At 34.2% G+C, this 22391-nt stretch carries 20 protein-coding genes; 19 read left to right on the forward strand and 1 reads right to left on the reverse strand.

Going from position 1 to position 22391, the window contains the following annotated elements; genetic code table 11:
- Positions 1-3: 3 nt before the first annotated feature.
- The 5 genes from ribF (at position 4) to dnaJ (ending at position 5843) form a co-directional block, all read left to right on the forward strand.
- On the forward strand, positions 4-948 hold the full coding sequence (gene ribF / locus FC33_RS07465; protein ID WP_057827966.1) for a riboflavin biosynthesis protein RibF: 945 nt from the start codon (positions 4-6) through the stop codon (positions 946-948).
- Positions 949-1071: 123 nt separating this feature from the next.
- Positions 1072-2100: a heat-inducible transcriptional repressor HrcA gene (hrcA, locus tag FC33_RS07470; RefSeq protein WP_057827967.1), complete on the forward strand. Its 1029-nt coding sequence runs from the start codon at positions 1072-1074 to the stop codon at positions 2098-2100.
- Positions 2101-2116: 16 nt separating this feature from the next.
- Entirely contained in the window at positions 2117-2716 is a 600-nt protein-coding gene (grpE, locus tag FC33_RS07475) for a nucleotide exchange factor GrpE (RefSeq protein ID WP_057827968.1), read from the forward strand.
- A 24-nt stretch (positions 2717-2740) separates the two neighbouring features.
- Positions 2741-4609, forward strand: a complete 1869-nt coding sequence (gene dnaK / locus FC33_RS07480) for a molecular chaperone DnaK (protein WP_057827969.1) — start codon at positions 2741-2743, stop codon at positions 4607-4609.
- 106 nt (positions 4610-4715) lie between these two features.
- Positions 4716-5843, forward strand: coding sequence for a molecular chaperone DnaJ (gene dnaJ, locus FC33_RS07485; RefSeq protein ID WP_057827970.1), 1128 nt, complete (start codon positions 4716-4718; stop codon positions 5841-5843).
- Between the two features lie 60 nt (positions 5844-5903).
- Here dnaJ and FC33_RS07490 read toward each other — a convergent pair whose 3' ends face one another.
- The gene (locus FC33_RS07490) at positions 5904-6638 is read right to left on the reverse strand and encodes a sulfite exporter TauE/SafE family protein (RefSeq protein ID WP_057827971.1); all 735 of its coding nucleotides are present in this window, start codon (positions 6636-6638) and stop codon (positions 5904-5906) included.
- Positions 6639-6749: 111 nt separating this feature from the next.
- On the opposite strand from FC33_RS07490, the gene clpB reads away from it, so the two are divergent.
- The 14 genes from clpB to FC33_RS07565 all read left to right on the forward strand — a co-directional run bounded on the left by clpB (position 6750) and on the right by FC33_RS07565 (position 22350).
- A complete protein-coding gene (gene clpB, locus FC33_RS07495; RefSeq protein ID WP_057827972.1) occupies positions 6750-9353 on the forward strand; it encodes an ATP-dependent chaperone ClpB in 2604 nt (867 codons plus the stop codon).
- Between the two features lie 185 nt (positions 9354-9538).
- The gene (locus FC33_RS07500; protein ID WP_057827973.1) at positions 9539-9724 is read left to right on the forward strand and encodes a hypothetical protein; all 186 of its coding nucleotides are present in this window, start codon (positions 9539-9541) and stop codon (positions 9722-9724) included.
- Between the two features lie 937 nt (positions 9725-10661).
- Entirely contained in the window at positions 10662-11123 is a 462-nt protein-coding gene (locus tag FC33_RS07505) for a hypothetical protein (protein ID WP_057827974.1), read from the forward strand.
- A 121-nt stretch (positions 11124-11244) separates the two neighbouring features.
- On the forward strand, positions 11245-11817 hold the full coding sequence (locus tag FC33_RS07510; protein ID WP_057827975.1) for a hypothetical protein: 573 nt from the start codon (positions 11245-11247) through the stop codon (positions 11815-11817).
- A 1050-nt stretch (positions 11818-12867) separates the two neighbouring features.
- Positions 12868-13077 (forward strand): hypothetical protein, encoded by a 210-nt coding sequence (locus FC33_RS07520; protein WP_057827977.1) that lies wholly within the window; start codon positions 12868-12870, stop codon positions 13075-13077.
- Between the two features lie 1682 nt (positions 13078-14759).
- A complete protein-coding gene (locus FC33_RS07525; RefSeq protein ID WP_057827978.1) occupies positions 14760-15851 on the forward strand; it encodes a hypothetical protein in 1092 nt (363 codons plus the stop codon).
- Between the two features lie 83 nt (positions 15852-15934).
- Positions 15935-16180 (forward strand): hypothetical protein, encoded by a 246-nt coding sequence (locus FC33_RS07530; RefSeq protein WP_057827979.1) that lies wholly within the window; start codon positions 15935-15937, stop codon positions 16178-16180.
- A 137-nt stretch (positions 16181-16317) separates the two neighbouring features.
- Complete coding sequence (locus tag FC33_RS07535; protein WP_057827980.1) at positions 16318-17028, forward strand: HNH endonuclease signature motif containing protein; 711 nt, start codon at positions 16318-16320, stop codon at positions 17026-17028.
- A gap of 85 nt (positions 17029-17113) precedes the next feature.
- The gene (locus FC33_RS08340; RefSeq protein WP_155519401.1) at positions 17114-17272 is read left to right on the forward strand and encodes a hypothetical protein; all 159 of its coding nucleotides are present in this window, start codon (positions 17114-17116) and stop codon (positions 17270-17272) included.
- Between the two features lie 22 nt (positions 17273-17294).
- Positions 17295-17486, forward strand: coding sequence for a hypothetical protein (locus FC33_RS07540; protein WP_057827981.1), 192 nt, complete (start codon positions 17295-17297; stop codon positions 17484-17486).
- Positions 17486-18379, forward strand: a complete 894-nt coding sequence (locus FC33_RS07545) for a hypothetical protein (RefSeq protein WP_057827982.1) — start codon at positions 17486-17488, stop codon at positions 18377-18379. Before FC33_RS07540 ends, FC33_RS07545 begins: the two co-directional genes overlap by 1 nt.
- A gap of 58 nt (positions 18380-18437) precedes the next feature.
- The gene (locus FC33_RS07550; protein WP_057827983.1) at positions 18438-18920 is read left to right on the forward strand and encodes an HNH endonuclease; all 483 of its coding nucleotides are present in this window, start codon (positions 18438-18440) and stop codon (positions 18918-18920) included.
- A 1001-nt stretch (positions 18921-19921) separates the two neighbouring features.
- Positions 19922-20452 (forward strand): phage terminase small subunit P27 family, encoded by a 531-nt coding sequence (locus tag FC33_RS07560; RefSeq protein WP_057827985.1) that lies wholly within the window; start codon positions 19922-19924, stop codon positions 20450-20452.
- Positions 20449-22350 (forward strand): terminase TerL endonuclease subunit, encoded by a 1902-nt coding sequence (locus tag FC33_RS07565; RefSeq protein ID WP_057827986.1) that lies wholly within the window; start codon positions 20449-20451, stop codon positions 22348-22350. Before FC33_RS07560 ends, FC33_RS07565 begins: the two co-directional genes overlap by 4 nt.
- The last annotated feature ends 41 nt before the right edge of the window (positions 22351-22391 follow it).

Here is a 22391-nt window from a genome sequence, read left to right on the forward strand (position 1 = left end):
GATATGCAAGTGATTGAAATTTCTGAACCGCTTGATTTGCAAAAGATTCCCAATGAGGATGTCGTGCTTGCAATGGGCTTTTTTGATGGGGTTCATCGCGGTCATCAGGCGGTTATTCAACGTGCCAAGCAGATTGCAGCGCAACGCCATTTAAAACTTGCAATCATGACGTTTGACCGTTTTCCGAAAATTTATTTTCGCAACATTGATCCGCAGGCAGTTAAATATGTCACGCCCTTAAAGCAACGTTTAAAACGGTTTGAACAGCAAGGCATCGAGATTGCATACGTTGCCCGTTTTGATGAAGCGATGGCCAAGTTGGCGCCGCAGTATTTTGTTGATCATTTTATGGTCGATCTGCATGCGAAGGTCGTCGTTGCCGGATTTGATTACACGTATGGGAAACCGAACGTGGCAAACATGGCAACTCTGCCACAGTTTGCGCAGGGGCGGTTTGATGTTGTGACGGTTGATCGCCAAGTATTGAATGCTGAAAAAATCGGGACAACGCAGATTAAGACGGCCCTCGATCAGGGTAAAATCGAAAAGGTCAACCAGCTGTTAGGCTACCGGTTCAGTTTTCCTGGAAAAGTCGTTCACGGTGAAGCCCGCGGACGTAAACTGGGATTCCCAACATTGAATATTCAGCCTGCAAAGGATCAATGGATTCCGGGAATCGGCGTGTATGCCGTGCGGGTCAAAGTTGATGATCAGTGGTATCAAGGAATGTGCTCGGTCAGCCATAATGAAACGTTTGGCAATAATCCATTAACGATCGAGATCAACCTTTTTGATTTTAGCCAAATGATTTATGGCCAAGAAGTTGAAGTTGAGTGGGATCAATATCTGCGCGTACCGGTTAAATTTGAATCGGTTGACCAGTTGATTGCGCAGTTGAAGCAGGATCAGACCGATACTCAGGAGTATTTCGCAAAAGATTTTAAATAATTAGCACTCGATTAATTAATCTGCTAAAAAAATGCGTAAAACCCTTGACGCAGGTACAGATATTATGTAATATATAATTGACTTAGCACTTGAGGGTGTTAAGTGCTAAAGAGGTGATTGTAAATGTTAACAGATAGACAATTGTCAATTCTGAAAGCCATTATTCAGAATTACACGGATGTCGGGCAGCCGATTGGGTCTAAAAAGTTGCAAGAACAATTGCCAATTCACGTAAGTTCAGCCACCATTCGGAATGAGATGGCCGCACTTGAACGTCAAGGGTTTATTATGAAGCAGCATTCAAGTTCCGGAAGAATTCCGTCGCTTGAAGGATATCGTTACTATGTTGATAACTTGCTTGAACCGGATAAACTTGATCGCAACGTTGTCAGCCGGATTCGAAAATCATTGAATAATGAATTTGCGAAGGTCGATGACATCGTTGCTTTATCCGCTCAGTTGTTATCTCAGATGACGAATTACGTTGCGATTTCATTAAAACCTGGTTCAAACGATGTCGTGGTCGAAGGGTTCCGGTTGGTTCCGCTCGGTAACCAGCAGGTCATGGTCTTGCTGGTTACCAGCGATGGATCCGTTGAAAATCAGATTTTCAGCATTCCTGAAAATATTCATGGCGATCAGCTTGAAGCGGTGATCCGGTTGATCAACGAAGAAGTTGTCGGATTACCGTTGAGTGAAGTTTCAGAGCATTTGATCAAAGCCATTCCGCAAGTTTCAAGTTATTTGCGGAATTCGAATGACTTTATCGAAACGTTTGGCGATATTCTTGACAAGGCAGTGCGTGAGCACATGTATGTCAGCGGCAAACATAATGTTTTGGACTTTGTTCAGGATGATGATCTTGAAAAGGTCAAATCGTTGTATTCTCTGATCGACCGGCCAACTGATTTACGGAAACTCGTGAAGAGCAATGGCGAAGATGTTGCTGTGAAGATCAATGATGATCATGATTCAGCATTGAATTACAGTTTAGTATCAGCAACTTACGATGATGGTAATCATGGACATGGGTTAATTGCAATTCTTGGACCAACGAATATGCATTATTCGCAGGTGATCGGAATGTTGGATACGTTCCGGGATGAATTATCAAAGCGGTTAATCAATTACTACCGAAATTTTAACGAATAGGAAAAGGGGTGTTGATTTGGCTAAGGAAGAAGAAAAGCGGACGAATAAGAAGTCTGCAGAAGACTTAAACGTTGATGAAAAAGAACAAAAGCACGTTTCAAAGAAGGCGGCCGAAGATTTGAACGCCGAGTCAAATGAACAAACTGATAACCAATCAGATTTGGAACAGCAAATTGCTGATCTGCAAGCGAAGTACGATGAAATGGAAGATAAATATCTTCGTGCTGAAGCTGAAATGCAAAATATGACAAAGCGGTTCAAAAATGAACAAGCTCAATTATTGAAATATGAAGGTCAGAAACTTGCAACCGAGATTTTGCCAGTGATGGATAACCTTAACCGGGCATTGCAAATTGAAGTTGAAGATGAAGCCTCATCTCAATTGAAGCACGGAATTGAAATGGTTGCCAAGGATATGGAAAAGGCCTTAAAAGATAACGAAATTACAAAAATCGAAGCATTGAATCAGCCATTTGATCCAACGAAACACCAAGCAGTTAAGAGTGTTCCCGTTGAAAAGGGTCAAAAAGCTGAGACCGTCGTTGAAGTTTATCAAGACGGTTACATGCTCAAAGATCGTGTTTTACGTCCAGCAATGGTCGTTGTTGCACAATAATAAATAGAAAGAGGTTTAATCAGAATGTCAAAGATTATTGGGATTGACTTAGGGACAACAAACTCTGCAGTTGCTGTTCTTGAAGGTAAAGAAGCAAAGATTATTACAAACCCTGAAGGAAACCGGACAACTCCTTCAGTTGTATCATTTAAAGATGGCGAAACTCAAGTCGGTGAAGTTGCAAAACGGCAAGCAATCACAAACCCGAATACAATTTCATCAATCAAGCGTCACATGGGTGAAGAAGGTTACAAGGTAACTGTTGATGGCAAGGATTACACCCCACAAGAAATTTCAGCAATGATTCTTCAATACATCAAGGATTATGCTGAATCATACCTTGGTGAAAAGGTAACTCAAGCTGTTATTACTGTTCCTGCATACTTTAACGATGCTCAACGGCAAGCAACAAAGGATGCCGGTAAGATCGCTGGTTTGAAAGTTGAACGGATCGTCAACGAACCAACAGCTGCTGCTTTAGCTTATGGTTTGGACAAGACTGACAAAGATGAAAAAATCTTAGTTTACGACCTTGGTGGGGGAACGTTTGATGTTTCGATCCTTGAATTAGGTGACGGGGTATTCCAAGTTCTCTCAACAAATGGTGATACCCATCTTGGTGGAGATGACTTCGATAACGCCATCATGAACTGGTTGATCGAAAACTTCAAGAAGGATAACGGCATTGACCTTTCACAAGACAAGATGGCAATGCAACGGTTGAAAGACGCAGCTGAAAAAGCTAAGAAAGACTTATCAGGCGTTACATCAGCTCAAATTTCATTACCATTTATCGCTGCTGGCGAAAGCGGCCCATTACACTTGGAAACAACTTTGACGCGTGCTAAATTTAACGAATTAACACATGACTTAGTTGAAAAGACCCGGATCCCAGTTCAAAACGCTTTGAAGGATGCCGGCTTAACAAACGCTGACATTGACGAAGTTATCTTAGTCGGTGGTTCAACGCGGATCCCAGCCGTTAAGGAACTTGTTAAGAACGAAACTGGTCACACACCAAACGAATCAGTTAACCCTGATGAAGCCGTTGCTTTAGGGGCTGCAATTCAAGGTGGGGTTATTACTGGTGACGTTAAGGACGTTGTTTTGCTTGATGTTACACCATTGTCACTCGGAATTGAAACAATGGGTGGTGTGTTCACGAAGTTGATCGACCGGAACACAACAATTCCAACATCAAAATCACAAGTGTTCTCAACTGCTGCAGATAACCAACCAGCCGTTGATATTCACGTATTACAAGGTGAACGGCCAATGGCTGCTGACAACAAGACATTAGGTCGTTTCCAATTAACAGACATCCCAGCTGCTCCTCGTGGTGTTCCTCAAATCGAAGTTAAATTCGATATCGATAAGAACGGAATCGTAAATGTTTCAGCTAAGGACTTAGGAACAAACAAGGAACAAAAGATCACTATCAAGAGTTCTTCAGGCTTATCAGATGAAGAAATCGACCGCATGGTTAAGGAAGCTAAGGAAAACGAAGCTGCCGACAAGAAGCGGAAAGAAGAAGTTGATCTTAAGAACGAAGTCGATCAATTATTATTCCAAACAGACAAGACCCTTGAAGAAATCAAAGGCAAAGTCGGTGAAGATGAAGTTAAGAAGATCGAAGATGCTCGCGATGCTTTGAAGAAGGCACAAGAAGCAAACAACATTGATGATATGAAGGCTAAGAAGGATGATTTAACAAAACTTATCCAAGATATGTCAGTTAAGTTATACCAACAAGCTCAACAAGCACAACAAGCTCAAGGCGGTGCCGCTGACGGTGCAGCTAATGCCGGCAATGCATCATCATCAAACGATAACAATGATGACAACACAGTTGATGGGGACTTTAAAGAAGTAGACCCAGATGACAAGAACTAATTGTCATTTAATCGGATAAAAAGTCAAAGTCCGCTTTGGTCTTTGACTTTTTATTTTAACAAATGGTAGGCTAAAACAGAGATTAAGAAAAAGTTGGAGGAAAACAATGGCTCAAAAAGACCCATATGAGGTTTTAGGTGTCAGCAAGGATGCGTCTGATGCTGAAATCAAAAAGGCTTATCGAAAACTTTCAAAGAAATACCACCCTGATTTGAACCATGAACCAGGGGCTGAAGAAAAATTCAAAGAAGTCAATGAAGCTTACGAAATTTTGAGTGATCCGCAAAAGAAAGCTCAATACGACCAATTCGGAACAACTGGCGACCAAGGATTTGGTGGCGGCGGTGCCGGTGGTTACGGCGACTTTGGCGGTTTCAGTAACTTCGGTGGCGCTGGCGGCTTTGAAGACATTTTTGGTTCATTCTTTGGCGGCGGTAGCGCCCGGAATCAGAATGCTCCGCGGCAAGGTCGGGATTTGCAATATGAAATGCATTTGACCTTTGAAGAAGGAATCTTCGGGAAGAAGACCGAAATTGAATACAACCGGGAAGCCGTCTGCAAGAACTGTAATGGTTCTGGGGCTAAACCCGGAACATCACCGGTCACATGTTCAAAATGTCACGGGCGGGGAGTTATTCAAGTTGAACGGCAAACGCCGCTTGGCCGCATGATGACCCAACAAGAATGTGATGTATGTCACGGAACCGGAAAAGAAATCAAGGAAAAATGCCCAACATGTCACGGAACTGGTCGGGTAAGCGAAAAGCATGCGGTTGAAGTAACCGTTCCTGCCGGAGTGGAAGATGGTAACCAAATGCGCTTGCAAGGCCAAGGTGAAGCGGGATATAACGGTGGTCCTTATGGTGATCTGTTTATCATCTTCAGTGTTGCTCCAAGCAAGACGTTTAAGCGTGACGGCGCTGAGATTTACCTTGATCAACCGATCAGCTTTGTTCAGGCAACGCTTGGTTCAGAAATTCAAGTCAAGACCGTTCACGGCGATGTGAAATTGAACATCCCAGCCGGAACACAATCGGGAACAACTTTCCGGTTGAAAGGCAAAGGAGCACCGAAATTGCGGGGTTCAGGCAACGGCGATGAAAAAGTTACCGTTCACGTTCAAATTCCAAAGAAGTTGAACAAGGGCCAACGCGAAGCCTTGAAGTTGTATGCAAAAGCATCAAATGAAAAGGTCAATGAAGGGTTCTTTGACAAGTTAAAAGATAAATTCTAAAAAGTGATGAAAAAATGAGGCTGGGACATATGTCTCAGCCTCATTTTGTAATCATTGTTTTTAACCGATAAATCCTTTGATAATGTGATATGCACCTGCAAGCAACATTACGGTGTATGCTAATTTGCGTACAAGCTTCATTGAAATTTTCTGCGTAAAGTGCATCCCTAACGTTGTGCCGACTAAGCAGCAAACGATTGAAATTGAAAGGGGTGCAACTAACTTGGCAGTGAAGTTTCCGCAAATAATGTTATTAAACAGGACATTCACGGTCGTGATCATAAAGTAAAGTTGCAAGGTTGCTTGGTATTCCATCGGGTCATTCATGACCGAATCGAAGTAGGCAACCATTGGCGGACCACCGATGGCAAACATGCCATCCATAAAGCCGCCAAAGGAACCGGCGAAGAATCCGGTAATCGGATTTTTCTTAAGATGAACCCGGCTTGCAAGAAAAATTAAGTAAAATGCAAGCACCCAAAGGAAAATTCCTAAAACAAAGTTCATTGCGGTTCCGCTCATACTGATCATTAAGTGCACGCCGATACTTCCGAAAATCAAAGCGGCAATTGCCGGAACGATTACCATCCGGTAGTTGATGTGCCGGCGAAACTTAATGACGGTATAAACTTGTAAGCAAAGGACGGTTGCTAAGGTTAAAACGTTGCATTCCTTGTAAGGCAAAATCAGCGGCATGATGGCCATGAAGATGATTCCAAAGCCGAATCCGCTGGTACTTTGAACAAGGGCAGCAATAAAAACAATGATTGCAAGCATTAAATAACTCAAAATCATAAAATTACCACCTATCACTTACTAATTGTAAGATTATAGCATAGAAATTGAAATTCGCAAAATTTAGCATAAGAAGTTATTTTAACTACATTAACGATTGGAGTGAATCAAATGAATAATGACAGTATTACCCAGGCGGTTCAAGATGCGATCGCGGAAGCTCAACAAATTGCGATTACCCGTCACCAACAGGAAATCGACATTCCGCATTTGTTTAAGTATCTGGTTCAACCGGGAAACTTAGGCGAAGATATTTACCAAAAGGCGGGGTTGAATTTAAAGGAAGTTAATGACGAACTTGACCATGAAATTGATCAGATTTCTTCAATTGAGGGCAATGTTCAATACGGTCAAACTTTAAGCCAAAACCTTTTCCAATTAATGCAGAAAGCAGACGAATTGAAAAAGCAGCTTGGCGACGAATTTGTTGCTGTTGACACATTGATCTTGGCATTAATGGATCTGCAATATAATCCATTTAAACTTTTTCTTGAAAATCATGGTGTTACGAAAGAAAAATTAAAACAAATTATTGATGATTTACGAGGCGGTGAGCACGTGACAAGTAAAAATCAGGAAGAACAGTATAAAGCCCTTGAAAAATACGGGGTTGATTTAGTAAAGCAAGCCCGCAGCGGCAAACAAGATCCAATTATCGGGCGTGATGATGAAATTCGCGATGTGATCCGGATCCTTTCACGGAAAAGTAAAAACAATCCGGTCTTGATCGGAGAACCCGGTGTCGGGAAAACGGCGATTGTTGAAGGATTAGCCCAGCGAATTGCGAAAAACGACGTGCCGGAAAACTTGAAAAATAAGACGATTTTCTCGCTCGATATGGGATCACTGATTGCGGGGGCAAAGTACCGCGGTGAATTTGAAGAACGGTTAAAGGCGGTGTTAAAGGAAGTTCAAAAGAGCGAAGGGCAAATTATTCTCTTTATTGACGAAATCCATAACATTGTCGGTGCCGGGAAAACTGAAGGCAGCATGGATGCCGGCAACTTACTGAAACCAATGCTTGCGCGGGGTGAACTGCACTTGATCGGGGCAACGACGTTAGATGAATACCGCGAATACGTTGAAAAGGACAAAGCGCTTGAACGGCGGTTCCAAAAAGTACTTGTTAAGGAACCGTCTGTTGAAGACACAATTTCGATTTTGCGGGGCTTGAAGGAACGGTATGAAATTCACCACGGGGTGCGGATCCATGATAATGCGCTGGTCGCAGCTGCAACGTTATCGAACCGGTACATTACAGATCGTTACCTTCCGGATAAAGCCATCGATTTAGTTGACGAGGCCTGTGCCGAAATTCAAGTCGAAATGAATTCAATGCCGAATGAACTTGATCAGGCTACTCGCCAATTAATGCGGCAAGAAGTTGAAGAAGCTGCTTTGAAGAAGGAAACTGATAGTGCTTCGAAGAAACGCTTGGCAGAACTTCAAAAAGAATTGGCTGACACGCGCGAAAAGGTCAACCAGCTGAAATTGAAGTGGGAAAATGAAAAGGCGGATATTCAAAAGGTCAGTGACAAAAAGGCCGAATTGGATAAGGCTAAGCATGAATTAGAAAATGCGGAAAGCAGTTATGATTTAGAAAAGGCTGCAAAGCTGCAACACGGAACGATTCCAACGTTGGAAAAGGAATTACAAGACCTTGAAAAGTCAGACCGGCCGGATGAATGGCTAGTTGAAGAATCTGTTACCGAAAATGAAATCGCAGCAGTTGTCAGCCGGGAAACGGGCATTCCGGTTGCTAAATTAGTTCAAGGCGAACGGGAAAAATTGCTTCACTTAGCTGATAGTTTACACAAACGGGTCATTGGGCAAGATGAAGCCGTGGATGCCGTTGCCAATGCTGTTTTGCGTTCGCGGGCCGGCTTGCAGGATCCATCAAAACCATTAGGATCGTTTATGTTCCTTGGGCCAACCGGGGTTGGGAAGACCGAACTTGCCAAGGCGCTTGCAGAGAATCTATTTGATTCTGAAAAGCACATGGTGCGGATCGACATGAGTGAATACATGGAAAAAGCATCCGTATCACGGCTTGTTGGGGCCGCTCCCGGCTATGTCGGCTATGAAGAAGGCGGTCAGTTGACCGAAGCGGTTCGGCGCAACCCGTACACGATCGTTTTGTTTGATGAAATTGAAAAGGCACATCCAGACGTTTTCAACATTTTGCTTCAAGTCTTAGATGACGGGCGGTTAACGGATGGTCAAGGCCGGACGGTTGACTTTAAGAATACAATTTTGATCATGACGTCGAACATCGGATCTGAAATTTTATTGGATAATGTCAAGGAAGATGGCGTCATTTCACCGGAAACCAAGGAACAAGTCATGAAACTGGCTCAAGCTCACTTTAAGCCTGAATTTTTGAACCGAATCGATGATATTATTACGTTCAGTCCATTGACCTTTGACGCTATTGAGAAGATCGTCGATAAGTTTATTGGTCAGTTGTCAGCACGCTTAAGCTCCCAAGAAATCGAATTGAAGATCAACGATGATGCGCGGAAGTGGATCGCCAAGGAAGGGTACGATCCAGCATACGGTGCCCGGCCATTGCAACGCTTCATTACGACTCACGTGGAAACGCCATTGGCCAAGGAGATTATTGCCGGCAAAGTGATGCCGCATAGTGTCGTTACGATTGGCCTGGGTGCAAATGATAATTTGGTATTTAAGGCTGAGGATGATCAGGCGGAATAAAAGTAAGAATTTTTAATAGATTTTCTTACTAATTTTTACCATTATTCTTACTTTTTCTTACTTTTAAAAATAATAATCCATTAACTAACTTCATAGGAAAAACCAATAAAGATAGGCTACAATAGTCTATCTTTTTTTGGTATAATAAACTTGATTACTAGGTATAAAGAAAGGAATGATACTAGATGACTGAAAAGAAACCACCACGCACTCAAGTAAAAATTGATAAAGCCTTATATGAAAATCTGAAATTAGTTGCAATGGCTGAAAAAATGACTGTTGTTGATTTAGTAGATAAGTTAGTAAGACTCGGTTATAAAGATACCTATGGTGATAAAACAGGGGCAGAATTGTTAAAAGAACGATTATAAAAAATATTCATTTTGCTATTGACAACTAGGTATCTAGTAATTTATAATCTGAATTGTTAAAAGTTAATACAAAAAGAGTAATAAAAAAGCCCCATGTATTGCAGTACATGAGACAGTTTCTAAAGTTGACATACATATAGAAACATTAGTATTATAAGGCTTTTTTAGTGTTTTGACAAGGCTTAATACTCACTATAAGGGTTGCTACCTCTCAATTTGTCATTAAAATAGCACGTGTAGCCTAACAGAAAAGGCGATGTAGTAAACAGGGTTTAAATACCTTTAGATGAGACTTACTATAAAAACTTGGGTGGACGACCATATTATTAAATTAATAGGAATCACTATTACCAATGTAACTATTAGTCCATTACATGAGTTGGGACATTAAAAATAACTCTAGTTACTGGTTGCTCTAGGGATGGTTGCGAGCTGTAAATATAGTGCTGGTTGCACTTATTGAGATTATTCTGTAATTTGAATAAATGTAATCAGAGACAAACAAAGAAGCATAATTCTTTTTTTCTTTTTTTCTCTTTTTCTAGGGGAAAAGACTAAAAAAAGCTAACGCTACTAAAGATACAAGTTAATTAATAGTATTTAGAGTTACAGTTTGTAGCTCTTTTTTATTAATTTATTTTATAAATATACTAGATTACTAGTAATCTATATGCTATAATAATGTTGTTGACATACATTAAATAGAAATGAGGTAATCAGAGATGATTAAATGTAGTGACGTTGAAATACTCCTTATTGTAGGGATATTAATGTTTAGCTTAGTCAATAGTACAATAGCATGTACCTTAACTTGGGTATTATTAGGGTTAGTTATGGTACATATAATCTTCAGTAAAAGTTTGTTTCATAAATTATTTAATAAATTAATGAATTAACGTTATATAGCTGAAATTAAGATATTAAGGAGTGTTTGAAAATGTTAAGTTTAAATGAATATGTAGAAAATAGAAATAAGGTTATTAAGGATTACAACAAAGGTAAGCATAATAATTCAACGTATTATAAGGGTTATATGTTTGATAGTAGCTCTCAAAAATTAATTATTAACAAATGGTACAAACAAAGAGAGTACAGTTATGATGATATTCAAAGTTACTCTTGTACAAAAGATTATGATGGAATTAAGGGTATTGGTTGCTTAGGTTGGTTAGTTATTATTGCTTTATGTTTTGTCGGTATTGGGTTCTTTATTTTACTTTGGGCTTTGTTAAAGCGTAAGAAACAAATGTTAGGACACCTTGCAATCTATATAACCATGAAAGATGGAACAACTGAAGTAATTAAATTAATTGATAAACCAACAGACGTACGAAAAGCTCAAAAACAAATCAACATGTACAACAAAATGAGTTCATTATTAGGAAGTATCGTAAAATAAGTAATTAAGGCTAGGTATTAATTTATCTAGTCTTTTTATTTATTTTAAAAAACATTATTTTTTATAAAAGTGATACAATTCTTATATCAAAAATAATTAAATACTAAGCGAGGTATAAGGCTTGGGGAATGTTACTATTAAAATTTTGTTATTAACCCTTGTACTTTGGGTAATTAGCTTTATTGTTTATCGCATTTTTCGTCCTTTCTTTTGGACCAAATTAAATTACAGGGATTGGATGAAAAATAACTTTTGGGGGTCAACTTTTATTTGGGCTGAACTATTCATAACATATACGATACTTTTAACAAGTATTTCTGGTAATGCAATTTTTAGATTAATTGTACTGATTATTGAAACCTTTTTAGCTCTTCTTTATGTTAATTTTTGTGAATTTTTCTTTAAAAATAAAATAACAGAAGTATTTAAATTAGTTCTAAATTGCGTTTTAAGTTTACTTATTGATTATTTTGTAATTTCATTAAGCTATATAGGCTTTTGTCATTATAATATTAAATCCATCATTGATATTGATAATTTATTACCTAATGGAAATGGTTCACAATTGACTAATAAGGACTATCTAAGTATTTTTATGGTAATTATTCCAATTGCATTTAGTGGTATAAGTACAAAATTAAGAAAATTAGGTGAAGATAAAGAACAAGATAATAAGAATCAGAATAATAAATAATCAAAGCACTTATCAGTAATTGGTAGGTGCTTTTTTTTAATATTATCGTTATAATAAAGGTGTAAAAGGATAGCCCCGAAGAGCTTCTACAAAGGGTTACTCCTCAGGGCTACTCAAAAATTGTGCTAATAGGTGGTACTTGATTAGACTGATGATGAAGCAATCTAATCATCTCCAATCGTTTAAATTGTCCTTGATTAAGGGACAATTACTATTATAGCAAGCTGAAATAATAATACAATGTCTAGATATTATATATTTGTGTAACCCTATATCTTGTATATCTATTTGAGTAAGAAGATTCGTAAGAAACTTTGTAATAATATTTGTAAGAAGATTCGTAATAATATTTGACAATGCTATTAGTGTGTTGTTTAATAGTAGTTGTCAATAGGTGGTACATTGACAATCATTTAAATTGTAAGCTGATTACTTACAAATTAGTAGGCTGATTACCTACAAATTTGCATATTTAATACCTCCTTTCTTGTTTGTTCCAAGAAAGGTTGTTTTTTTTTTTACTCAAAATTAATTTTCAAGCGTTATAACTCCAGAAATACATTAATAAGGAGTTGATAAAATGCTTGGTTGTTTAATAACAGCATTATTAGTATTGGTATTTATGCTGATTCTCTTTATTGTATGCGCTGCTCCATTAGTTATCTTAGTTGGACTAGGTGGAGCTTTAATATGGTTGTTAGTATGGTTATTAATTCATCATACAATTTTGGGAATTATTTTATTAATTGTTATAATTATTTTTGAATTTATCCATTAGTATTATTAACCATGATAAATTTTAATGGTTTACTAAGACCTTAGCATGTTGCTAGGGTCTTTTTTATTTGATATAAAAAGTTATTAAATTTATTTCAGCTATATATTTTTTATCTAATTTTAGGTATACTTATGCTAGTAAGAAAATTTGTTTCTTATTTCTCTCTTATATAAAAAATTTAAAAGAACAACTAATCTTTTTTTCTCTTTCTCTCAGGTTGTTCTTTTTTGTTATAATTATATCGAACACATGTTCTAGAAAGAGGAATTAATATGATTGATTATGATTATAATAAATTAGCTAAAATGGACTTTTTTAAAATTAAAGGAAAACATAAATCAATGCCAATGAGTGAGAGAGCATCTATCTTTATGCCATTTAATGCTCTTGAAGGTTACCAAGAGAAATTAAGACAAGCTGAAAGAGAACATGCTAAGCAATTTGAACAAGAGGAAAGGATTTACAAATATGGAAAAGAATAAAATGTATATGAATGGTAAAGAAAGTGTACAGGAATAGGTAATAAAGAGTAAATGTACAGGTAAATAACCATAGAATGTATTACATGTAATACATAGAATCCCTAACAAGTAATACATGAAAGTAATACATGTATTACATAATGTGTAACAAGAATAGGCAATAATGTGTAACAAAAATTACCTAAAGCGTACAAGAATTACCCTAATTAAAAGTAATATTCTTACTTTTTACTATACCTAACATGTATTACATATTTATAAAAGTTACTTTTTATTATACCTAACATGTAATACATAGAAGTAATACATGTAATACATATAATTCCTAACATGTTATACATTATTTTTATGTTTTAGTTTTTAATAGCTTTTTATCTTCTTTAAGGTATTTATATGTAATTATTGCTAAAACTAATAGGAAACGATTATACAGCCTTATAAGGGTATTATAGGACTCATTATTATCTTATCCTTTATGGTAAATTAAAGAGCATATATTTTTAAAACACTATATAAGCTATTTTAAGCGTTTTTTATAATTCTAAGGTATTTATACCTAGATTAGTTTAAAACGCATAGGAAACTATCTTAGACGTATTTAAAACGATTTTAGAGCTTATTATTAGAGTGTCCTAGTAAGTAAACAAATTAGTATATACTTTTAAAAGCTCATATAAGCTATTTTAAACGTTTTTTATTGTTTTAGGGTAATTATACCTAGATTAGTTTAAAGTGCATAGGAAATTAAAAGACAAAGCGACAGGGGCAAGTGAGGCGGCACACTCTTTTTATTTCTATCTGAATAATTGTACTTGCTAGATAGCAACTTTCTATCTATATATTTTTGACACACCATACTATTATTATCCTTACTCTAATTGAAACACCTATCTTTATCCTTTCTCTATCTTTGTACAAATCCTTATTCTTTATTATTTTTGAATCTCCATACTTTATCTTTACTCTTTATTTTTTTGAAACACCTACAATAGAATATCTATCTTTATCCTTAGTTGATACACCATACTATTATTACCTCTTTCTTTAATTGAAGAACTACCTTCATCCTTATCTTTATCCTTACTCTACTTTGTACAACTACCAAAATATTCAGAGAATTTATTAAACTAATTGTACAAGCGTAGCGAAGTACATTAGTTGCTCGCTACCTGCTAAGGTAGTGTTTTGCTAGGCTTTCCAAAAAGCCGTATACTCTTTTTTTATTTAATCTATTCTTCCAATAAAAATATTTATTCTTATCCCCATTAGTTAAAAACTGTTAATAATTGTTAAATACTGTTAATAACTGTTAATATGTTACATGATTGATGAAACGCTTGATATACAAAGGACAGAGTTAATTTTAGTATAATAAAATATACATGGTTTTTTTGTAAAAAGTAAGAATTTTTATAAACGAAAGTAATAAAAAAATAACTGGAAGTAAGAATTTAACTAACTGAAAGTAATATTTTAGCTAAACGAAAGTAACCCTTAATTTTATTAACTGAAAGTAAAATAATTACATTCATTTATTAACTGAAAGTAAAAGTTTGACATTCGTTTAATAGTATTGTATAATAAAAATATGATGATGAGATAGAAATTCTATAATAATAATGTGAGTGAAAAAAGAAATTCTATATTTAATAATGTAAGAAAAAAAGAAAGGGTTGATTATTATGATTAAAGATTTAACAAAAGTAAAAGTACATAACAATATTATTGATTTAGCAAAGGATTTAAAGCCATTCCAAATCAACATGCTAGTAGCACTCAATGGGGAACTCAATTCTGAGATTGCAAAAGTTCAATTAATCTCAAAAAAAGATAATATTAATGCAAAAGCAATTCTTAAGCAAGCTCAGCTAAAAAAAGACATTAATTATAAGGGACGTATTAATTTAATTGATAATTTAGCTAACTTACAAAGTGAAATAGAGTTACCATTTGATATCTATACTTATTATCTTGACCCAGATTTGAAAAAAACTGAAATTCAATTAAATTATCGTTTGGAAAATGTTAAGGAAAAAGAAATTGGAAAGTTCTTTGAAAATGGAGAATTTACCACTGTTAACCTAAATACGTTGGTTGCATTAACAACTAAAGTAGAAAAGATATTATATCTTCTAATGTGCAGACAGTCAGGATTGGGATTGATTAATTATAACTTAGATAACTTAGCAGAAGTCTTAGGATTAGCTTCAACAATCAAATCAAACAGAAGTGAGGCTAAAAGGAAGATTGTTGAAGCAATCGAAAAAATTGATAGCATTTTTAAAGCTAAATATGAAACAATTATTAATTCAGTTTCTATAAGTTCAAGTAAATCTAATAAGATTGGAACATTTACGATTTCTTTTAAAGGTTCAATGATATTAAATAACGTTGTAGCAACGAATAAGACAACTGATATATACGCTGACACGCAAACCCTAAAGCGTTCGCTAAATAAGACTGATAAACAAAAGGTTTCTGACTTGGAAAAACAAGTAAAAGAAATGGCTAATAAAATAAATGAATTACACGCTGAAAATCAAAAATTAAAAAATGAAAATGAAGAATTGAAAAATAATAAAGTTGATAATCAAGATGAGTTATTCTACAATGCAAAGAAGGAATTTAGGCGCTATTTTGATGATTTGACAAAGTGCCAATTCCCTGAAATAACTAAATTATTGGATGACAGCAAGAAAAAAATTAATACGTATGTTCCTAATGATGATGAACCAGAAACTAATGATATTGATATGGACGACATTCCATTTTAAATAGTAAAAAAGCCTCAAATATTGATTGAGTTCAATATTTTAGGGCTATTTTTTTAGCTTAAATACTCAGGGAGGTAATGGATATGTTTGATTTTAATGCAAAGCCTAACAAACAGGAAAAAGCAATAATAGCTTACTTGAAGAGTAAACATAAAAAGAGTGGTCTTTGGTATTCAACAACAGTTGAGAAAATAGCAAAAGACTTTAATACAAATATTGAAACGATTGAAAAGGTACTGAGGTCAATTAAAGATAAGCTGTTATTCGATATTAGGTTATCCAATAATGGAAAGGTTAAAAGTTATTGCACTATTGGGTTGTTCAAATAAAAAATATTATACTAATAGAGAAGAGTTAAATAATTCAATTATTATAAGATAATTAGAAAATAAAAATAGTAAAAAGAAATTCTATACTATTAATGTAAGGCAAAAAACAATCTTAAATTATAATAGGAGTGATAATTATGGAAAATGTAAAAGAATTAAAGAAAGCAAATGCAACAGACTTATATGTTATGATAATGAACTTTTGGGATAGAAACAAAATAGTAAAGGATAAACAAGGAAACTTATTTACCGTTCTAAAAGATAACCAATACTTAACTCAAGAAGAGGCAAAGAGCCACCAAGAATACTTTAAACAAATCGGAAAATATACATTGTTAAGCTCCAAAGGATATACATATAACCTTACGACAGGAAAAACAACTAAAGGACATATGAATGCTTGGGGCTACATGACAATCAATTATCAAGGAACAACTACAACGATTAATAATTTATTGTATCGTTTATTTGTTGGAAGTATTCCTGAGGATTTTGTTATTCACCATATTAACCATAATAAGGAAGATAACAGGTTATCTAATTTAGCATGTATCAGCAGAGCAGACAATTTAAGGGAAAGATTTATTAATAACCCTTCTTTAGGCAAGCAGATGTTCAGCAATAAGAATAGTAATTACATTTATTGCGAAAGCAACAATACTTTGTATAAAAACAAAACAACCTTAGCGAAAGACCTAAACTTACTTATTTCAGCATGCAACAAAGTAATTGAAGGTACATGGAAACATTATAAGGGATATAAGTTCCGCTTTTTGACTGATGAAGAACAAGAAAAAGCAACTTCTTTTAATTTTTTTGAAAAAGGAACAAAAATGGTTAATATCTAACAGATAACATTATAGACTTTTAAAAGTAACAAATCAATAGAAAATAAAAAGAAATCTTAAATTATAAATGATAGGAGTGTTCAATATGTTTGATGAAGAAGAAATTTTTAGGGAACTTGATGAAGAAGAGAAGAAAAAGCCAAAGAAACAGCGTTTAGAAGAAGAAAAAGCCATTTATGAACGATTAAAAAAGGGCTGTGAAAGGCAAATAAACAGACTTAAAAAAGAAATTGAAAACTTATAAAAATTAATAGGAGTGATTAGATATGGATAAATTAATAAATCAATCAATTGGCGTGTTAGTAGGTTGTTCAGTATTCACAATTTCAGGAATGTTATTAGGAATTATCAAAACAACAGTAGGAGTTGCAATAGCTCCTTTTGGGGTTGCTCTAGTTGTTTCGATAGTTAGCTACATTATTCAAAAGGTTAAAGAAAAGAAAGGAAGTGATGATTAATGGTAATGCTTGATATGGAAATGTTAATGGCAGTAAAAAATGAACGAAATTTCAAAACTCAAAGCCATAGATTATACAACGAACTAAATTATAGTTCCCTTAAAGACGCTGAACAAGATCTGTTACATTATTTCTGTAATGACAAGTTAAAGAAGATGACCTTAAATCAGTTCAAAAAGATATGGAATAATACAGCAGAATATGACCCTAAAAATGGTGTTAAGAACCGTAAATATCTACTCTATAAATTGACATACAGTCGCCAAGATATTTTGCGTAACCACCAGAAAGAAAAAGACCAAAAGCATGAAACGATTGAAAGTCTTAAATTCAACTATGTTCCTACATATACCGTAAATGAAAATGTAGAAGAACCAAAAAAAGAAGAAAAAAGTCCCTTAGAACGACAAAAAGACTTAGTATTAGCTAATCTATGGTTATTATTTCCAAGAGCTAAAACTCAAAAAGCATACATAGAAGCCATATTAAATGGTAAAGATTTCAAATTTGCGAAAACTGTAAATGAAAGTATTATGTTAAAACAAATCAGTGATTATAGTAATAAGCACAGAAAAGATTTCGATAAAGTATTAAATCGTGAGTTAAGTAATAAAGATAAGAAGTTACTTAGTTTCATCAATACTTTTCTTAGTGTAGAAGATAATGGAAAAACCTTATTTGAAATTCAAGGAAAACAAGCTGAACTTATTGATAAGCATAAAAAGCTATTTGAAGATTTAATTGGAACATGTGGTGAAGGAAAGAGCCATTATATAACTCATCAAGTAGCATTATTAAATCATTGGGAACAGATTGAATATCAAGAAGAAAAAGGTTATATGATTGAATATTTGAGAATGAAAAAAGAAGAACTTGAAAACAAATTGAAATAACAAAGATTATTAGTCCTACTAAGTTAGGGCTTTTAATTGTATATAGGAGGTAATAACAATGGCTAAGTATAGAGAATGTAAAAATCCAACATGCAATGAGTTAGTTCAATTTCCAGAAAGATATTGTCCGAAACACAAGTTAGAACAAGAACAAAAGAAAGAACAAGAAAGAAAAGAAAAAAGCTATAAGAAAATGAAACTATATAACCAACATAATAGGAACAAAGAGGCTAATACCTTTTATCAATCCAAGCAATGGAAACAAACAAGGAATTACATAATCAACAGAGATAACTATACTTGTTCAGTATGTGGAGAACCAATCAATAACAGGAAGATAATAGACCATATTGTACCAAGACGTATTGATAAGAGTAAGGAACTTGATGAGAATAACTTATGGACTCTATGTTATAGGTGTCATAAAGTAAAGACTGATATTGAAGAACAGATAATCAATAGTCCTAATGGCATAAACAAAATAAAACATATAAGTAAAGAGAATTGGATTAAATACATTAAAGAAAGGATAAAGAAGTAATGAGTATAACAATAGCATTAATAGGAATACTAATAACCATATTAATCTTAATCAGTATAGTTACTAATCATATCAACCATAGATTAAATAGGATAGAGAATAAGTTAATAAGAATTGATAATGATATAAAGTACAATCAATACTTACTCAATGATAAAGATATAGATACCAATGATAAGGATATAAGAGTAGTTATATACAGTAATGATAAGGAAGTATATGAGTGGAGAGATTAATATGTATCAATGTAAAGTATTATTAGATAAGATAACAACAACACTAATACAAGTAAAGATAGATAATAAGCTATATACAATGTATTATAAACAAGGAACACTAACCAATAAATAAAAGATAAGATTAAAGAACATAACAAGAGTAATAACTAGAGTAAGTGCGAGCGATAGCAAGCACGCACGAACAAATAAAAGAATAAGATATAAGATAATGATACTAGCACACCTAGACTTGAAGTCTAGATAACTTTCATTAGGTTTAATTATAAATGCGTAACATTATTTATTATAATATGATTTATTTATTTATAGCTTTAATTAATTTTATTAAACGTTTCATACCACCAAAGACATGAATTAAGTTTCATGTCTTTTTTAATAATTACGTTATAACATTGTGAAAAGATAAAAAAACATTTTTTCGATTACGTTATAAAAATAGAAAAAGAAAAAAGTTTAATACACACTATATATAGTGTCTATTAAAAAATGCCCCGCCCCATATAGTGTTAGGGTAAAAGCACGCCTAAACGGGAACTCGCTTACGTTTTATATAGTAAAAACCGTTTAAAAGTGTTAAGGGGCTCACAAAAACCATAATAAATCACTCCTTTCTTATATAAAAGCCTATATAAAGCCATTCAGAGCTTTTGAGGCTTTTTTATTTTGCTCAAAATTAAGGATAAATAGTTATAAAGGTGTGCAACTTAGACAGATTATAAACGTTATTAAATCAATATTTTTAAAAAGAAAGGGTGTAGGACAATGGCACGACCACCAAAATTAACAACAAATAGCAAGGATAGAAAAGAACAAAGGGAACGAACAGAAAATTTAATTGAAAATAGTAAGGAACTATCAGATATTACCAAAACACCACCTAAAGAACTTAGAGGAACAATAGCAGGTTATGCTTGGAGCAGATTAATGCCTGAACTTGAAAAAATGAAGTTTGTTAAAGCTCCAGATAAAGATATTTTAGTTTTACTTTGCATGAACATTCAATTATATCGAGAGGCTTTTGAAAGCATTAAGGAAAATGGAATACAAACAAAGATATTTAAAACAGTTGTAAGTCCTACTACTGGAGAAGTGTTGAGCAAGGATTTTCAAGGGTTTAAGCAAAATACAGCAGTACAGACCCTAACCAATGCAACAACTAAAATTGAAAGTTTATCTAATAAGTTAGGTTTATCTCCAGTAGCAAGAGCAAGCATACTTGAAAAGGTTAAATCAGAAGAACCAACCAAAAAGCAATCAGTAAAAGATTTACTCTTTGGAGATGATGAAGAATGAGAGCAATTAATTTAAACAAATCAGATGTATTAAAGGAATATCAAATTGAAAAGAAAAATGGTTGTTATAATGATATTTTTGATAAATATAAAAATGACCCAGCGTTAAACTATTGTGTTCAAGTATTAGAAAATCAAATTATTACATGTAATGACATTAAACTAATGGCTTTTAGACATTTACAGGATTTAAGACGAGTTGAAGAAGAACCAGAAAACTTCCCTTATTATTATGATTTAAGAATGGCTAAAGCGATTGTTAAGTTTAGCGGTTTATTAATTGATATTAGTACAGGTAACCCACTTAAATTAATGGATTGGCAAAAGAGCCTAATGTGTATGATTACAGCTTGGAAAAATAAAAAAGATGATTCTAAGCGTTTCAACAAGGTTATTTTTAGTGTTGCTAGAACCAATGGGAAAACAGCTTTATGTGCTATTTTAATTCTTTTTGAATATCTAGTTAATAGTATTGATAAAACAGGTCAAGAAATAGTATTAGTTGCTCCTAACAATACTCAAGCGACTAAAGGTTATTCATACTTACAATTACAAGCCAATAGACTTAGAGAGTATGAAGCCTTTGATGATATTTTTAAAGATAATCAAATTGAAGTACAGGCAGACCAGATTATAAGTAAACTATCACAAAATAAAGTATTAAAAATGAGCTTTGAAAGTAAGAGATTTGATAGTTTACACCCTAGTTTAGTTATCGCTGATGAGGTGGCTGATGATACCCGAAGTGCATTAATTGATGAGGGTATTGGTAAATTAAGTTCAGGGCAAGGACAAACAGATGCTCAAATGGTCTTAATTTCTACAAGTTATCCTGACCCAAATTCTTTCTACCATAAGCAAGAAAACATGATGAGAGATACATTGAATAAGGATAACGAAAGAAAATTAGATAATATTTTAATGGTTAATTACACTCAAGATAACCTTGAAAAGGAAACATTTGAACCTAATACTTGGTATAAAAGTAACCCATTATTAACTTTACCTAAGGTAGGAGAAAAGCTCTTTGATAATCTTCAAAAAGAGAGAGATACCAAAGAGGCAGAAGGAAAACTATTTGAGTTCCAAAACAAGAACCTTAATTGTTGGCTTAATCATCATGTAGACAACTACCTTGAACTCAAAGATATTGAAAATAGTGTTGTAGATACAAAGCCAATAGATATTAAGGGTAAACAGGTATATATCGGAATGGACTTGAGTAACTTTAGTGATGATACAAGTATAGCCTTTATTTATCCTTATCAAGATAGAGGACAAAATAAATTCTATATAGAACAGCATTCATGGATTCCAACAGCAAGAAGTCAAGGAAGAATAGACCTAAAGGAAAAACAAGATAATATCCCTTATAGGACATTAGAACAAGAGGGTTTTTGTGATATTGCTCAAAATAGGTTCGGCTATATCAATTATGATGAAGTATTTGAATGGTTACTTAACTATATAGATGAAAATGAGTTAGACGTTCAATCTATTTGTTACGATAACTGGAGAAGTGATAAGTTAATCAAATTAATTGAGAGTAATACGCCTTATAGGTTAATACCACTAAAGCAAACAGTAACTTACCTTAATGACACTACCAAAGATTTCCAAAGAGACATTACAGAAGGAAAAATAACATTCCTTGACGATGGAATTATTAAAACGGCTTTAAGTAATGCAATCCTGTATCAAAAAGAGGGACTTGTAAAGATAGATAAGAACAGAGCAACAAGAAAAATTGATTGTGCCGATGCTATTATTGATGCTTATTATCGTGCAAGATTACACTTTGACAACATAGAAGAAGTAGAAAAGCAAAAATCACACCCATTTGAAAGTATGACGAATAAACAAATAAATGACATTTTTGGAGAAGATTATACATTCTAATTTATGCGTTATAGAACTGAAATTTAATAAGGAGGGAAACA

Source organism: Ligilactobacillus aviarius subsp. aviarius DSM 20655, assembly GCF_001436315.1.
Classification (GTDB): domain Bacteria; phylum Bacillota; class Bacilli; order Lactobacillales; family Lactobacillaceae; genus Ligilactobacillus; species Ligilactobacillus aviarius.

Coding starts and splice junctions, on each gene's coding strand:
- ribF (WP_057827966.1), top strand. CDS start 4: ATGCAAGTGATTGAAATTTCTGAACCGCTTGATTTGCAAAAGATTCCC.
- hrcA (WP_057827967.1), top strand. CDS start 1,072: ATGTTAACAGATAGACAATTGTCAATTCTGAAAGCCATTATTCAGAAT.
- dnaK (WP_057827969.1), top strand. CDS start 2,741: ATGTCAAAGATTATTGGGATTGACTTAGGGACAACAAACTCTGCAGTT.
- dnaJ (WP_057827970.1), top strand. CDS start 4,716: ATGGCTCAAAAAGACCCATATGAGGTTTTAGGTGTCAGCAAGGATGCG.
- FC33_RS07490 (WP_057827971.1), bottom strand. CDS start 6,638: ATGATTTTGAGTTATTTAATGCTTGCAATCATTGTTTTTATTGCTGCC.
- clpB (WP_057827972.1), top strand. CDS start 6,750: ATGAATAATGACAGTATTACCCAGGCGGTTCAAGATGCGATCGCGGAA.
- FC33_RS07500 (WP_057827973.1), top strand. CDS start 9,539: ATGACTGAAAAGAAACCACCACGCACTCAAGTAAAAATTGATAAAGCC.
- FC33_RS07505 (WP_057827974.1), top strand. CDS start 10,662: ATGTTAAGTTTAAATGAATATGTAGAAAATAGAAATAAGGTTATTAAG.
- FC33_RS07520 (WP_057827977.1), top strand. CDS start 12,868: ATGATTGATTATGATTATAATAAATTAGCTAAAATGGACTTTTTTAAA.
- FC33_RS07525 (WP_057827978.1), top strand. CDS start 14,760: ATGATTAAAGATTTAACAAAAGTAAAAGTACATAACAATATTATTGAT.
- FC33_RS07530 (WP_057827979.1), top strand. CDS start 15,935: ATGTTTGATTTTAATGCAAAGCCTAACAAACAGGAAAAAGCAATAATA.
- FC33_RS07535 (WP_057827980.1), top strand. CDS start 16,318: ATGGAAAATGTAAAAGAATTAAAGAAAGCAAATGCAACAGACTTATAT.
- FC33_RS08340 (WP_155519401.1), top strand. CDS start 17,114: ATGTTTGATGAAGAAGAAATTTTTAGGGAACTTGATGAAGAAGAGAAG.
- FC33_RS07540 (WP_057827981.1), top strand. CDS start 17,295: ATGGATAAATTAATAAATCAATCAATTGGCGTGTTAGTAGGTTGTTCA.
- FC33_RS07545 (WP_057827982.1), top strand. CDS start 17,486: ATGGTAATGCTTGATATGGAAATGTTAATGGCAGTAAAAAATGAACGA.
- FC33_RS07550 (WP_057827983.1), top strand. CDS start 18,438: ATGGCTAAGTATAGAGAATGTAAAAATCCAACATGCAATGAGTTAGTT.
- FC33_RS07560 (WP_057827985.1), top strand. CDS start 19,922: ATGGCACGACCACCAAAATTAACAACAAATAGCAAGGATAGAAAAGAA.
- FC33_RS07565 (WP_057827986.1), top strand. CDS start 20,449: ATGAGAGCAATTAATTTAAACAAATCAGATGTATTAAAGGAATATCAA.